13 protein-coding genes are annotated in these 13882 nt (G+C 29.0%); 5 read left to right on the top strand and 8 right to left on the bottom strand.

All coding sequences use genetic code 11. The features are described 5' to 3' along the window. Positions 1–8: 8 nt before the first annotated feature. On the bottom strand, positions 9–395 hold the full coding sequence (locus tag AC5SLY_RS06735) for a peptidase M22 (protein WP_494598809.1): 387 nt from the start codon (positions 393–395) through the stop codon (positions 9–11). Positions 396–402: 7 nt separating this feature from the next. Here AC5SLY_RS06735 and AC5SLY_RS06730 point away from each other — a divergent pair, with 7 nt between their 5' ends. Next, entirely contained in the window at positions 403–1401 is a 999-nt protein-coding gene (locus tag AC5SLY_RS06730; protein WP_271564419.1) for a polysaccharide deacetylase family protein, read from the top strand. Here the strand turns inward: AC5SLY_RS06730 and AC5SLY_RS06725 are convergent. Genes AC5SLY_RS06725 through murJ form a run of 4 tightly spaced genes read right to left on the bottom strand, consistent with a single transcriptional unit; the run spans position 1398 to position 5641 of the window. Beyond that, positions 1398–2513 (bottom strand): glucosaminidase domain-containing protein, encoded by a 1116-nt coding sequence (locus tag AC5SLY_RS06725; RefSeq protein WP_271615908.1) that lies wholly within the window; start codon positions 2511–2513, stop codon positions 1398–1400. The two genes, AC5SLY_RS06730 and AC5SLY_RS06725, sit on opposite strands and share 4 nt — an antisense overlap. Positions 2514–2515: 2 nt before the next feature. Continuing rightward, positions 2516–3058 (bottom strand): NifU family protein, encoded by a 543-nt coding sequence (locus AC5SLY_RS06720; RefSeq protein ID WP_006997529.1) that lies wholly within the window; start codon positions 3056–3058, stop codon positions 2516–2518. A gap of 53 nt (positions 3059–3111) precedes the next feature. Continuing rightward, positions 3112–4113, bottom strand: a complete 1002-nt coding sequence (gene trpS, locus AC5SLY_RS06715) for a tryptophan--tRNA ligase (protein ID WP_020168987.1) — start codon at positions 4111–4113, stop codon at positions 3112–3114. 1 nt (position 4114) lies between these two features. After that, positions 4115–5641 carry a murein biosynthesis integral membrane protein MurJ gene (gene murJ, locus AC5SLY_RS06710; RefSeq protein ID WP_494598808.1) on the bottom strand — a complete coding sequence of 509 codons (1527 nt, stop codon included), beginning with the start codon at positions 5639–5641 and terminating at the stop codon, positions 4115–4117. Between the two features lie 50 nt (positions 5642–5691). On the opposite strand from murJ, the gene AC5SLY_RS06705 reads away from it, so the two are divergent. Beyond that, on the top strand, positions 5692–7980 hold the full coding sequence (locus AC5SLY_RS06705; RefSeq protein ID WP_494598807.1) for an NADP-dependent malic enzyme: 2289 nt from the start codon (positions 5692–5694) through the stop codon (positions 7978–7980). Here the strand turns inward: AC5SLY_RS06705 and AC5SLY_RS06700 are convergent. Then, on the bottom strand, positions 7977–8570 hold the full coding sequence (locus tag AC5SLY_RS06700) for a BON domain-containing protein (RefSeq protein ID WP_027306840.1): 594 nt from the start codon (positions 8568–8570) through the stop codon (positions 7977–7979). The genes AC5SLY_RS06705 and AC5SLY_RS06700 overlap by 4 nt on opposite strands. Next, positions 8560–9423 (bottom strand): 16S rRNA (cytidine(1402)-2'-O)-methyltransferase, encoded by an 864-nt coding sequence (rsmI, locus tag AC5SLY_RS06695; protein ID WP_494598806.1) that lies wholly within the window; start codon positions 9421–9423, stop codon positions 8560–8562. The genes AC5SLY_RS06700 and rsmI overlap by 11 nt, the downstream gene beginning before the upstream one ends. Before the next feature lie 32 nt (positions 9424–9455). Between rsmI and AC5SLY_RS06690 the strand changes: the two genes are divergently transcribed. Then, positions 9456–10607, top strand: a complete 1152-nt coding sequence (locus AC5SLY_RS06690) for an ABC transporter substrate-binding protein (RefSeq protein ID WP_494598805.1) — start codon at positions 9456–9458, stop codon at positions 10605–10607. On the opposite strand, the gene rdgB is transcribed toward AC5SLY_RS06690, so the two are convergent. Beyond that, positions 10591–11193, bottom strand: coding sequence for an RdgB/HAM1 family non-canonical purine NTP pyrophosphatase (gene rdgB / locus AC5SLY_RS06685; RefSeq protein WP_494598804.1), 603 nt, complete (start codon positions 11191–11193; stop codon positions 10591–10593). The genes AC5SLY_RS06690 and rdgB overlap by 17 nt on opposite strands. Before the next feature lie 36 nt (positions 11194–11229). On the opposite strand from rdgB, the gene AC5SLY_RS06680 reads away from it, so the two are divergent. Together AC5SLY_RS06680 and dnaK are read left to right on the top strand one after the other, a co-directional pair. Further along, positions 11230–11865, top strand: a complete 636-nt coding sequence (locus AC5SLY_RS06680; RefSeq protein ID WP_494598803.1) for a nucleotide exchange factor GrpE — start codon at positions 11230–11232, stop codon at positions 11863–11865. A gap of 62 nt (positions 11866–11927) precedes the next feature. Further along, a complete protein-coding gene (gene dnaK / locus AC5SLY_RS06675; RefSeq protein WP_494598802.1) occupies positions 11928–13871 on the top strand; it encodes a molecular chaperone DnaK in 1944 nt (647 codons plus the stop codon). Positions 13872–13882 lie beyond the last annotated feature (11 nt).

Here is a 13882-nt window from a genome sequence, read left to right as displayed (position 1 = left end):
TTTTAATTTTAACTTAAATAAATAGGATTAATCAAATTCTTTTTAATTTTAAATTTTTCACATAAACTAGGGACTTCTTCATACTTAACTTCTTTAAATCCTTTAAAATCTTCAAAACTAAAACAATAATAATTGATTTTTTTTATTAGAAATAAAGCTTTAATCGTCGCTAATGAATTTCTAATTCCTGCAAAACTACCGGGTCCTCTATTAACATAAATAATATCAATTTGATCTAAAGTAGAGGAATTTACCTTTAAAAAATCATTAATTAAGATCATTAATTTTTCAAAATTAATTTTACTATTTTCATGAGTACAAGTATAAATATTTTCACTAACTATGAGTGTTAAAAAAATTTTATCTCTTGTGGCATCTACTATTAAATTTTTCATTATAATAATGTTATTTGCTGTCAATTCTAAAGCAGAAGAAAATAATATCAAATATTATTCTGAAGATAGTGGCATTCTTTCTTTGATGTATCACCGATTTGATGAAAATAAGTATCCTTCAACAAATATACAAATGGATATTTTCAAAGAACAAATGTCTATAATCAATACCTCAAATTATAAATTTTTTGATCCACAATATTTACAAAAAGAATTTAATTTTCCAAAAAATAAAAAAGAAATACTTATCACTGTAGATGATGCTTTCTTATCTTTTTATAAAATTGCGTGGCCATATTTGAAAAAAGAGAAAATTCCTTTTATTTTATTTGTTTCAACTGAAACCGTAGGTAAAACTGGCTATATGAGTTGGCAACAAATACAAGAAGTAGAAAAAGAGCCATATGCTTACATTGGCAATCATTCACATTCTCATAATTACCTGGTTGATCTAGAAACAAAAAATTTTTTGGCTGATATTAATACTTCAATTGAAATTTTTAATCAGAACTTAGGCTATAACCCAATTTTTTTTTCATACCCATTTGGTGAGTATAGCAAAACTATTAAAGATTTTATTTCCAAAAATTTTGATTTTGCTTTTGGACAACATTCTGGTGTCATTGATATTAATAAAGATCCTCATGAATTACCCAGATTCCCAATTAATGAAAAATATGGTGACTTAGAAAGATTCAAATTTTTGATTAATCTTGGTCCACTTCCATACAAATCTTTAAACCCTGAAGACAAGTATATTATCAATAACAATCCACCAAAACTATCTGTTGAATTTTTTGAAAATCAAAAAAATATAGAAAATATTAATTGTTTCTCTGATGAGGGTAGTGGATGGGATAAGTCAAATATTACTTTTAATAAAAATATACTAAACATAAATTTTAGAGAAAAATTTACATTCAGAAGAGGTAGAGTTAATTGTTCACTTAATGATGATGGAATATGGAGATGGTTCGGCGTTCAATTTTCAGTGAATCAAAATTAAATTAAACTTTCTAAATCTTTGCTAGATGGTAATAACTTTGCATCATCAAAATCTGTTAAATCATTTTGTCTAATAATTTGTTGTAAAATTTTAACATACTCTTTTCCTGTCTCTGCATATTTATCTAAGTATTCGGTAAGAATCATACTGTCTAATTCTTTTCCTTCATCTCTCAATTCTGCTCTTGCACTTCTAAAATCTTTATAAGACGAGTGTGTGTTTAAATTTCTTTGATATGCTTTTACAGACGCCTGCAAAACCTTAAATCTCATAACTTTATGTGTACTATCATCTTCTGCATCGGCTGGTTTTATTCCTTCACCGCTCCACGTCCACTGACCAAACAATGCATTTCCCTCTTGAGCAAACCTTGATGTTCCCCAACCAGTTTCCTTTGCAGCTTGAGCGATTGCCATTGAGACGGGCACTTCATCCATTCTAATTTTCAATGTAGATAAATCTTTGTTTACAACTCCATATTGTTTAAATTTTATGTTTAACCACTCTTGTTCTGTCTTTGTATTTTTGCTTTTATTTAAAATACTAAAGAGCTTTATTCTATCTAGTTTAATACTATTATTTTCATCAATGACTAAAGGCAAAATTATCTGAATGAATAATTCTTTTCTTTTTTTAGTATTTTCTATTTTTCCAATTTCTTTTGGTAATAGATCTAAATTTATAGGCTTTACTAATTTATTTTCTCTAACATCTTTTAAATTATAATTTGTTGATTTAAAAAGTTCTTCAATTGTTGCAGCACTTAATAGTATGGCATCTGAAGGTTGTTCATCGAATGTTAAAACATCTTCATATAAAAACTTTTTATTTAATTGTTCATCTAGTTTTGTTGTTTTGTTTTCTAATAATTTTTTTAAATTATTCTTTGAATTATTTTCATAGTCCTTAGAAAGTATCATTTTTTCTTTTGTAAGATTAATGGCTAATGGAGCTATAAAAAAAATCGATATAATGATTAAACTTGATAAAAAAGTTCTTGAAAGATTATCTAGTCCACTTTTTTGTGCTTCTAGTTTATTTTTTTTTTTTAAATCTTTTGCAGTTTCAAAAAACGATGTAAGTTTTTTTCTAATAATTATTTTTTTTCTCATAACTATATTGCAACCACTTCTTTAACCTCAGGCAAATAGTGACATAAAAGATTTTGCACTCCTTGTTTTAAGGTCATTGTCGAGCTGGGACAGCCAGAACAGCTTCCTTGTAATTCTACCTTAACAATTCCATCTTTAAATTCTTTAAATTTAATATCACCACCATCTTTTGCAACAGCAGGTCTAATCTTTGATTCTAAGATACTTATAATTTGCTTTTCGATTTCAGTGTGTTCCTCTTTTTTTTCTCCAAGTAACTCATTGGCAATTACAAATTCTTTTCCTGTAGAATAAAAATCATTAATCAGTGAAATAGCTATATGTTTAATATCTTCCCAATTTACTTCTTCATTTTTATTTATAGATATAAAATCTTCTCCTAAAAATACGCCTGTAACCCCATTAATTGATAAAATATTTCTTACTAATTCATTGTCAGTTTCTTCTTTTTTTATCACTTCAAATGAGCCATTATTGGAAACTGTTTTTCCAGGCAGAAACTTTAGTGAATTTGGGTTTGGTGTTACTTCGGTTTGAATAAACATCTTTTTATATATAATGATTACTGAGAAAATTTAAACTAATTAATATAATCTTATTAAAAACCTACTAAATCTTTAATTTCTTTTATTTTTTTTGAAGCAATTTTATTAGCTTTATTAGAACCTTCTAAAAGAATTTTATCTAAATAACCTTCATCATTTAATAGTTTTTTTATTTCTTTTGAGATTGGGTCAATAGTTTCAATTAAAGTCTCTGATAACTTCTCCTTAAATTCTGAAAAATTTTTTCCTTTAAATTCAATAATAGATTTTTCTAAATTTTGATTTTTTAAACTTGAATAGATCCCTAATAAATTTTCAGCTTCTGGTCTTTCGTTCAAATCTTTAATATCTGAAGGAAGTGGCAAAGGATCCGTTTTTGCTTTTTTAATTTTATTTAATATCTCTTCGCTATTATCTGTAAGATTAATTCTGCTCAAATCTGAAGGATCTGATTTGCTCATTTTTTTTAAACCATCTTTAAGACTCATTATTCTAGAAAACTCTCTCTGTATTAAGGGCTCTGGAACTTTTAAAAAATCTGTTGCATTAAAATCGTTATTAAATTTTTGTGCTATATCTCTACTAAGTTCTAAGTGTTGTTTTTGATCATCACCAACAGGAACATGGGTTGCATCATACAGTAGGATATCAGCAGCCATTAATACGGGATAGGAGTAAAGGCCAATGCTAGCTTTTTCCTTATCTTTTCCAGCTTTTTCCTTAAACTGAGTCATTCTATTAAGCCAACCAATTCTTGAAACACAACTTAATATCCATGCAGCTTCAGAGTGAGCTGGAACCATTGATTGATTAAAAATTATACTTTTGTTAGGATCTATTCCACTTGCAATAAATGTTGCTGCAGTTTCTCTTATATTCTTTTTAAGTTCCTTAGGATCTTGTTTTACTGTAATTGCATGAAGGTCAACTACACAAAAAATACACTCATTTTCTTTTTCATTTTGGAGTTTTACAAAATTTTTAATTGCTCCGAGATAGTTTCCTAAATGTAAGTTACCAGTAGGTTGTACTCCAGAAAAAATTTTTTTAATCATATCAATAGTTTAAATTAATATCTGTTCTTTTAAAAGCCTTGATTAAAACTGCAATGAAAAAATAAAATATAAGACCAGTAATAACAGCACCCACTAAATAGATCGCTTTAAAATTTTCTTGATAGGATAATTCATTATTAAAAAAATAAATTATATAATTAAAGAATATTCCCATAATCACTGATGCTGTTAAAATTTTAATTAATCTATCTATAAAGATAAGATTAAAATTGAAAAAACTTTCTTTTTTTAAAAAGATAAACAATAGTAATGCATTAAACCAAGATGAAATGGTAGTTGCGATTGGTATGATTATAAAACCAATTTGTTTAAAAAAGATAACACTTATAAATATATTTAATAAAACAGATAATAATGAAATATAAAACGGTATTTTTGTATTATGTCTTGCGAAAAAAAATGTCGAAAAAACTTTTATTAATGAAAAAGCAGGCAAACCAATTGCAAAATAAAATAGAGCTTTTGCTGAATTCTTAACACTTAACTCATCAAAGGAACCATAGCCAAATAATGAAGAAATAATCTCTTCTGAGGCAATTAATAATGCAACTGTTGCTGGGATACTCAAGAATAGACTAAGTTCTAAAGCTTTATTTTGAATTAAGTTTATTTTATCTTTATTTTGACTTTTAACATATTTAGATAGTTGGGGTAAAATAACTGTACCAATTGCAATTCCAGCTATGGCTAAATTTATTTGATAAACTCTATCAGCATAATAAAGGTAAGAAACCGCACCAGCTTGAAAAGATGCAATAATTGTTCCTACTAAAATATTTATTTGAGTAACACCTGATGAAAAAATACTAGGTAATAATTTTTTAAAAAAGTTTTTAATTTTTTTATCAATGTTAATTTTAAATTTAATCTTAGGTGAAAAATTTTTTTTTACAAAAAAGTATAGAAAAATAAATTGTACGCCACCTGAAATGGTTACTGCATAAGATAAATAATAAACAAGATTATCGTCTAATATTTTTGCAAATAACAAAACTCCAATTAAAAGTATATTTAAAATAATTGGAGCAGCGGACGCTATTGCAAATTTATTATGTGAATTTAAAATTGCAGAAAAAAATGATGCTAAACTTATAAAAATTAAAAATGGGAAGGTAATTCTTGTTAAGGTTATAGCTAGTTCCATTTTATCATAATCGCCTTCAAAACCTGGTGCAATTAGATAAACAAATAAAGGCATCAATATCTCTACAATCAGAACTAAAACTATTAGGCCTAGGGAGAGTAGATTAAAAATACTATTAGCAAAGTTTTGTGCTTTTTTTTTATTATTTAATAATGATGAGTAGCTTGGAACAAAAGCTGCATTAAATGTTCCTTCAGAAAATAATCTTCTAAAAGTATTAGGAATTCTAAATGCCACAAAGAAAGCATCTGCCAAAATTCCAGTTCCAAGGAATACTGCTATTAAAATATCTCTTAAATAGCCCAGTAACCTACTAATTATTGTAAAAAAGCTAAACGTGCTTGTTGACTTAATAAGGTTCATAAATCATATTAGTCTTAAATTTGCTCCATTTGTATATCTAATTAACATAAATGAAAAAAACTAAAATAGATCATTATACTGATAAAGAAGCTCTAGAATTCCACAGCTTAAATAAGCCAGGAAAAATAGAAATAAATTCTTCAAAACCAATGACAACTAAGAGAGATTTGGCATTAGCTTATTCTCCTGGTGTTGCAGTTCCAGTTCAAGCAATAGCTGACGATCCAGAGACAGCATACGATTACACATCTAAAGGAAATTTAGTTGCAGTGATAAGTAATGGATCAGCTATTTTAGGAATGGGTAATTTAGGAGCACTTGCATCTAAACCTGTCATGGAGGGAAAGGCGGTTTTATTTAAAAGATTTGCCGATATCGATTCTATTGACTTAGAAATTGACTCTCAAGACTCCGATGAAATTATTAATAGTATTAAAAACTTTGCATGCAGTTTTGGTGGTATTAACTTAGAAGATATCGCAGCTCCTGATTGTTTTATAATTGAAGAAAAATTAAAAGAAATTTTAGATATTCCAGTTTTTCATGACGATCAACATGGAACAGCAATAATAACTACAGCTGCATTAATTAACGCCCTAGATATTAGTGGCAAATCAATAAAAGACATTAAAGTTGTAGTAAATGGAGCAGGTGCATCAGCAATTGCTTGTACAAATTTGTTTAAAAATAGTGGTGTACCTAGTGAAAATGTAATCATGCTTGACCGTAAAGGAGTGGTCTATAGAGGTAGAACGGAGGGAATGGACCAGTGGAAATCTGCCCATGCAGTAGAAACTAAAAAAAGAACTTTAGAAGAAGCTATAAATGGAGCTGACGTATTTTTAGGATTATCTGCCAAAGGAGCTTTGAAAAAAGAGTTAGTAAAAACTATGGCTAAGAACCCAATAATTTTTGCCTGCGCAAATCCTGATCCTGAAATAACACCTGAAGAAATAATGGAAGTTAGAGATGATGCCATTATTGCAACTGGAAGATCTGATTATCCCAATCAAGTAAACAATTTAATTGGTTTTCCTTATATTTTTAGAGGAGCATTAGACGTAAGAGCTACAACTATTAATGAAGAAATGAAGGTTGCAGCTGCAAACGCAATTGCAAAATTAGCAAGAGAAGATGTTCCAGATGAAGTTGTTGCCGCAATGGGAGGAGATCGTCCTAAATATGGAAAAGATTATATAATTCCATCCACGTTTGATCCAAGACTGATTAGTGTAATTCCTGCAGCTGTTGCAAAAGCTGCTATGGATAGTGGTGTTGCAAAAAAACATATAAAAGATTTTGAGGCTTATAGAGACCAACTCAAACAAAGACTAGATCCCTCAGTAACTATTATGCAAGGTATTAACTCTCATATCAAAAAAAATCAAAAGAGAATTGTTTTTGCAGATGGAGAAGACGAAAACACTCTTAAGGCGGCAATTGCATTTAAAAATTCTAAATTGGGTACACCAATTTTAATTGGTAAAAAAAATAAAATTAAAGAAAGAATAAAAGAAATTGGCTACAATCAAAATTTTGATATTGAAATAGTTAATTCTGAAGACAAAGAAAAAAGAGAAAAGTACGTAAACTTTTTATTTGAAAAATTGCAAAGAGAGAAAGGTCTTTTGGAAAGAGATTGTGATAGATTAGTTAGAAATGATAGGGTTGTATGGGCATCTTGTATGGTTGCTTGTGGTGATGCAGATGGTGCTGTCACTGGAAATACTAGAAGATTTGGAGCTTCTTTTGATAAAGTTACACAAGTTATAGATGCTAGACCAGGTGAAATCATGTTTGGATTAAATATGGTTGTTGCTAAAGGAAAAACTATTTTTGTTGGAGACACGAGTGTAAATGAATATCCAAGTTCAGAGGAGCTTGCAGAAATTGCAATTTCATCAGCTAGGGTTGTTAAAATGTTTGGATTTGTTCCAAAAGTTGCTTTTGTTTCTCACTCTACTTTTGGTCAACCTCTAACAAGTAGAACTAAACATATAAAAAAGGCTGTTGAAATTTTAAAAGATAAAAATGTAGATTTTGATTTTGATGGGGACATGCAGCCAGATGTTGCCTTAAATGAAGAGTACAAAGAATTATATCCTTTCTCAAGTATTGTAGGAAATGCAAATATATTAATAATGCCGGGCCAACACAGTGCTGCTATTTCTTATAAAATGATGAAAAGCTTGGGTGACACAAAAGTTATTGGCCCTCTTTTAATTGGATTGGGTCAACCCATTGAAATAGCTCCTTTAAGGTCATCTTCTTCAGAAATCATAAATTTAGCTTCAGTTGCTGCCTACTCTGCTGATGTAATTGATTATAAAAAAAGTTAATTTTTTTGAATTCTTAAATCTTCAACCAAGACAATACTTGCAATAACATCTTCTACATCTAGTATTTCTTTTGCTTCAGTTATTACTTCTTTTCTTTCTTCTGTGGTTAAAGAAATCCCATAAATAAATATTTTTTTCTTATAAGTATCAATTTGATAATTGGTTGCTTTAATTTTTTTGTTAAATATTAAAGCAGTACGAAGTTGAGATGTAATTAACAAATCTTTAGCTGATTGTTTGAAATTAAAATCTTCTTTTATTTTAATATCGTTTTTAACTGATCTGACACCTTTTGTTTCCCATGCAAGCTTAGTAATTTGAAGTTTTTCTTCAGGATCATCTACTTTTCCTGTTACAAAAATTTTTCCATCTAAAACTTTTGTGCTAACAGCTAAGATATAGCTCTTGTCTCTTAGGGCTAATCTCGCAGCTAAATTTTTTTGCATTACTGAATCGTCTATTTGGGTCCCTAAAGATCTTGGATCAAACGCAACACTAACACCTGTTCCAAAAACTCCTTTTGAGCTAATCCCAACACACCCTGTTAAGATTAAAAAAATTAAACTTATTAAAAATATTTTATTTTTCATTTTTTATTTTTAAACAATAATTGTAAATTTCTTTTTTTGATACATTCGTATTTTGGCTAATTAAATCTGTAATATCTTTTATGCTTAGTTTTTTAATTAATTTTTGAATAATTACTTTATCAGATTTTTTTAATATTATCGATGAATTTTTTTCTTTTACCTTTTCAGAAATAACAATTGTTAACTCTCCTTTGGGATCAGATTTAAATGGTTCAAGTGTCTCCACATCTGTTCTTATATATTCCTCATAAAATTTTGTCATTTCTCTGCAAACCAAAATTTTTCTATTTGAAAAGTAACGCTTTAAATCTTTTATCGATCTATTAAATTTTCGTGGAGAAATAAAAAAAACAATACAGCCCTCTAAATTTGCAAGTCTTTCGAAATCTTCACTTAATTTGCTATTTTTCTCTGGAAAAAAACCATAAAAAAAATATTTTTCATTAAATCCACTTATGGAAACTGCAGAAGAAACAGCAGACGCACCCGGAATTGGAAAGATATCTATTTCGTTAACAACACATTCATTAACCAATATAGCTCCTGGATCTGAGATAGATGGAGTTCCAGCGTCAGAAATCAAAGAAACGACCGATCCTGATTTTAAAATATCAATTACTTTCGATAAATTTTTTTTTTCATTAAATTTATGATTTGCAATAAGTTTTGATTTAATTTCATACCGTTCTAATAAATTTTTTGAAATACGTGTATCCTCACACAGCACATAATCCGATTTTTTTAATACTTCTAAGGCTCTTAAAGTGATGTCGCTTAAGTTCCCAATAGGAGTAGATACAATATAAAGACCACTTTTAACTTTATTATTTATATTTTCAGTATGTAGAATCATCAAATTATAATAGTTATAATAATAACATTAAAATGAACAAAATTATTAAAATTATACTTTTTTTAGCTTTTGGTTTCTTAATTACTCCAGTAGCACTCTTGGCAAATGAGAAAATTAGGATTGGTCTTCTTGTCCCTTTAACTGGAAAGAACTCTGAAATAGGACAATCTATAATTAAATCTACACGTCTTGCAATTAACACAATAAACAATGCATCAATTGAGATTATACCAAAAGATACACGGTCAAACCCTGAGGTCACTTTAAAGGCAGCCAAAGAGTTGGCTAATTCAGGAATAAAAATTGTAATTGGTCCAGTTTTTAACGAAAGTCTAATTTACCTAGGTGAGTTAAGTGAATTAACATTCTTGGCTCTAACGAATAAGAATGATAATTTTTCCAAAAACATTATTAACGCTGGAATTAATGCAACTTCACAACTAAATGCAATTAAGAAGTTTATAGAATTAAACGAAATAAAAAAAACTATCTTTCTTACTCCAGATGTAAGTTTTAAAAATGAAATTGAAAAAGCTATTTCTAATTCTAAAATAAAAACATTAGAAAATTATATTTATAATACTGACCCGACTAAACTTACCAAACAAATTGAAAAAATTACACGTTATGAAATTAGAAAACAAAACCTTGAAGATGAAATAAATAGACTAGAGAAATCGGAACAAAGCAATAAAGAGTTTTTAATTGAAAGGTTAAAAAAGAGAGATACTCTTGGTAGTGTAAAATTTGACTCAGTGGTAATTTCTGATTTTGATGAAAGTTTAAAAAGTGTAACAACTTCTCTACTTTATACGGATATAACTCCTAAAGAAAAATATTTTATTACTCTTAATCAATGGTTTGATGAGTCTCTTTTAAAAGAGACAAGCTCACAACCCTTGTATTTTCCTTCTGCAAATAAAGATAATTATGATGAATTTTCTAATGAATATTTTGAAAAATATAATCAGTACCCTAATCAATTGTCATTTTTAAGTTATGACTTGGTTGGGCTTGTGTATTATTTAATTCTTCAAAACGAATCTGTTATTGATAAAAAAATGTTTACTAAAAAAACCTTGTTTAAAGGAAAGGTTGGAGTTTTTGAAATTAAAAACAATAAAATTAATCATATTTTAAATTTTTATAAAGCTGAAGATGGAGAATTTAAAAAAGTTTTTTAATTTTTTTAAAAGCTTTAAATCTATGATCTATTTTATATTTCTGTGATGCTCTCATTTCACCAAATGTAATTTTTTTTCCAAGTGGTATGAAAATAGGATCATAACCAAAACCATTTTTACCTTTTATAACTGGTGAAATAAAACCTTCAACCTTTCCAATAGAATTTATTATTTCTTTATTTTTATTATAAATGGTTAAGGCACAAATAAACCTGGCCTTAATTTTTTTCTCTCGCCAATTTTTGTCTTTTTTATCTAACTCCTTAAAAACTCTATTCATTGCTTTTTTAAAATCACCTTTTTTACCTCCCCATCTAGCTGAATAAATTCCAGGGTCTCCATCTAAAACATCTATTTGTAAACCTGAGTCATCAGACAGACATGTCATTTTTGATTTTTTAGAAAAAAATTTAGCTTTGATTAAGGAGTTTTCCTTAAATGTTTTGCCATTTTCAGGAGGGCTTTTTATTTTAAAGTCCTGTGGAGAGTATATTTCAACATTTTTAGGCAATAAATCCTTAATTTCTCTTAATTTTCCTTTATTATTAGTGCCTACCAACAATTTTATAATTTTATTCTTTAACATCTAGCAATTATCAAATTTCATACCATATAAGTTGTCATGGAAAAAGATCAAAACATTAATTCTGAAAACCAAAATGAAGAAGTTAAAGAGAGTGAAGCTGAGGAGCAAAACCAAGTAGAACAAGAAATTTCAGCCGATAAAACTGAAGAGGCAAAAGAGGTTATACCTGAAGAAAAAATTAAGGAGTTAGAAGATAAACTTACTAGAACTTTTGCTGAAATGGAAAATCAAAGAAGAAGATTTGAAAAAGAAAAAGATGATGCTTTTGATTATGGTGGGTTTTCTTTTGCAAAAGAAGCTTTAAATTTAATTGATAATCTTGAAAGATCAAAACAAATTTTAGAAAGTGATGAAGTACTAAAAGATACTGAAGCTTTAAAAAAAACTTTAGAGCATTTTGAAATTATTAGTAAAGATATGGTGTCAATTTTTTCAAAAAATGGAATTACACCTGTTGTTTCTATTGGTAAAAAATTGGATCCCAATCAACACCAAGCTATGATGGAAATTGATGACGATCAAAAAGAACCTGGAACAATAGTTCAAGAAATTCAAAAAGGTTTTATGATGAAAGATAGACTTTTAAGACCAGCATTAGTCGGAGTTTCAAAAAAAACCAAAACTCCAGATGATCAAAAAAGTGAGGAAAATAAAGAAAATTCAGACAATTAATTATAATTGTAAGAACTTGTAGATTGAAAATTAACACTTATATGAAGGAAAGGAATTAAATTATGAGCAAAATTATAGGAATAGATTTAGGAACAACAAATTCATGCGTGTCTATCATGGAAGGTAGTCAGCCAAAAGTTTTAGAAAATGCTGAGGGCGCAAGAACAACTCCTTCGGTTGTAGCTTTTACTGAGGATGGGGAAAAACTTGTAGGTCAACCTGCAAAAAGACAAGCTGTAACCAACCCTGAAAATACTATTTTTGCCGTAAAAAGATTAATTGGAAGAAGTTTTGAGGACCCTACTGTAAAAAAAGATATTGCAGCTGCACCTTTTAAAATTGTGAATTCAGAAAAAGGAGATGCTTGGATTGAAGCTAAAGGGGAAAAATATTCACCTTCTCAAATTTCAGCTTTTATTCTTCAAAAGATGAAAGAAACAGCTGAAAAATATTTAGGCCAAGAAGTAACGAAAGCAGTAATTACGGTTCCTGCATATTTTAATGATGCTCAAAGACAAGCAACAAAAGATGCTGGTAAAATTGCTGGCCTTGAAGTTTTAAGAATTATTAACGAACCAACAGCTGCTTCTCTTGCTTACGGTTTAGATAAAAAGCAAAATAAAAAAATAGCTGTTTATGACCTTGGTGGTGGAACTTTTGATGTCTCTATCCTTGAGTTGGGTGATGGTGTATTTGAAGTTAAATCTACAAATGGTGATACATTTTTAGGTGGTGAAGACTTTGACAATACAATCGTTGATTATTTAATTGGTGAATTTAAAAAAGATTCTGGAATTGATTTAAGATCAGATAAATTGGCTCTTCAAAGATTAAAAGAAGCTGCTGAAAAAGCAAAAATTGAATTATCTTCTGCAGAGCAAACAGACGTTAATTTACCTTTTATAACAGCTGATAAAACTGGTCCAAAACATATCAATCTAAAAATGACTAGAGCAAAATTAGAAGCTTTGGTTGAAGATTTAATCTCAAGAACATTACCACCATGTAAAACTGCTCTTAAAGATGCGGGGCTTACTGCAGGTGAAATTGATGAAATTGTAATGGTTGGTGGAATGACAAGAATGCCTAAAGTTCTATCTGAAGTTAAAAACTTTTTTGGTAAAGAACCTAATAAAAGTGTAAACCCTGATGAAGTTGTTGCAATGGGTGCTGCAATCCAAGCTGGTGTTCTTCAAGGAGACGTTAAAGATGTCCTTCTTTTAGATGTAACACCTTTATCGCTTGGAATTGAAACATTAGGTGGGGTTTCAACAAAATTAATTGAAAAAAATACAACAATACCAACAAAAAAAAGCCAAGTATTTTCAACAGCTGATGACAATCAACCTGCTGTATCAATCAGAGTGCTTCAAGGTGAAAGAGAAATGGCATCTGACAATAAAATGTTAGGAAATTTTGAGCTAGTTGGGATCGCACCTGCTCCAAGAGGAGTGCCTCAAATAGAAGTAACTTTTGATATTGATGCAAATGGAATTGTGAGTGTTTCTGCTAAAGATAAAGGAACAGGAAAAGAACAAAAAATTCAAATCCAGGCCTCAGGTGGCTTAAGTGATGAAGAGATTGAAAAAATGGTAAAAGATGCTGAAGCAAATAAAGAAGAGGACAAAAAGAAAAGAGAATCTGTTGATGTTAGAAATCAAGCAGATACTCTTTTACACTCTACTGAAAAAAATCTAAAAGAGCATGGTGCCAAAGTTTCTGATGCTGATAAAAAAGCAATTGAAGATGCCTCAACTGACTTAAAAGAAGCTATTAAAGGAACTGATACCGAAGAAATTAAAAAGAAAACTGAAACTTTAGTTCAAGCCTCTATGAAGTTAGGTGAAGCAATTTATAAATCTCAAGAGAAAAAAGAAGGCTCACCAAAAGAAGGTGATAAAAATGATGAAGGAAAAAAAGACGATAATGTAGTTGATGCTGACTTTGAAGAAGTTAAAGAGGAAAGCAAAGAAGGCAAAGAAGAAGATAAAGAAAAAAGCGCCTAAGACTTACAGCA

This window comes from Candidatus Pelagibacter sp. PS_23 (genome assembly GCF_059417905.1).
Note: the sequence above shows the minus strand (reverse complement) of the source record. Positions and strands in the feature narration are given on the sequence as shown.

Coding starts and splice junctions, on each gene's coding strand:
- AC5SLY_RS06720 (WP_006997529.1), bottom strand. CDS start 3,058: ATGTTTATTCAAACCGAAGTAACACCAAACCCAAATTCACTAAAGTTT.
- rdgB (WP_494598804.1), bottom strand. CDS start 11,193: ATGTTAAAGAATAAAATTATAAAATTGTTGGTAGGCACTAATAATAAA.
- murJ (WP_494598808.1), bottom strand. CDS start 5,641: ATGAACCTTATTAAGTCAACAAGCACGTTTAGCTTTTTTACAATAATT.
- AC5SLY_RS06735 (WP_494598809.1), bottom strand. CDS start 395: ATGAAAAATTTAATAGTAGATGCCACAAGAGATAAAATTTTTTTAACA.
- trpS (WP_020168987.1), bottom strand. CDS start 4,113: ATGATTAAAAAAATTTTTTCTGGAGTACAACCTACTGGTAACTTACAT.
- AC5SLY_RS06690 (WP_494598805.1), top strand. CDS start 9,456: ATGAACAAAATTATTAAAATTATACTTTTTTTAGCTTTTGGTTTCTTA.
- AC5SLY_RS06700 (WP_027306840.1), bottom strand. CDS start 8,570: ATGAAAAATAAAATATTTTTAATAAGTTTAATTTTTTTAATCTTAACA.
- AC5SLY_RS06705 (WP_494598807.1), top strand. CDS start 5,692: ATGAAAAAAACTAAAATAGATCATTATACTGATAAAGAAGCTCTAGAA.
- rsmI (WP_494598806.1), bottom strand. CDS start 9,423: ATGATTCTACATACTGAAAATATAAATAATAAAGTTAAAAGTGGTCTT.
- AC5SLY_RS06730 (WP_271564419.1), top strand. CDS start 403: ATGTTATTTGCTGTCAATTCTAAAGCAGAAGAAAATAATATCAAATAT.
- AC5SLY_RS06680 (WP_494598803.1), top strand. CDS start 11,230: ATGGAAAAAGATCAAAACATTAATTCTGAAAACCAAAATGAAGAAGTT.
- dnaK (WP_494598802.1), top strand. CDS start 11,928: ATGAGCAAAATTATAGGAATAGATTTAGGAACAACAAATTCATGCGTG.
- AC5SLY_RS06725 (WP_271615908.1), bottom strand. CDS start 2,513: ATGAGAAAAAAAATAATTATTAGAAAAAAACTTACATCGTTTTTTGAA.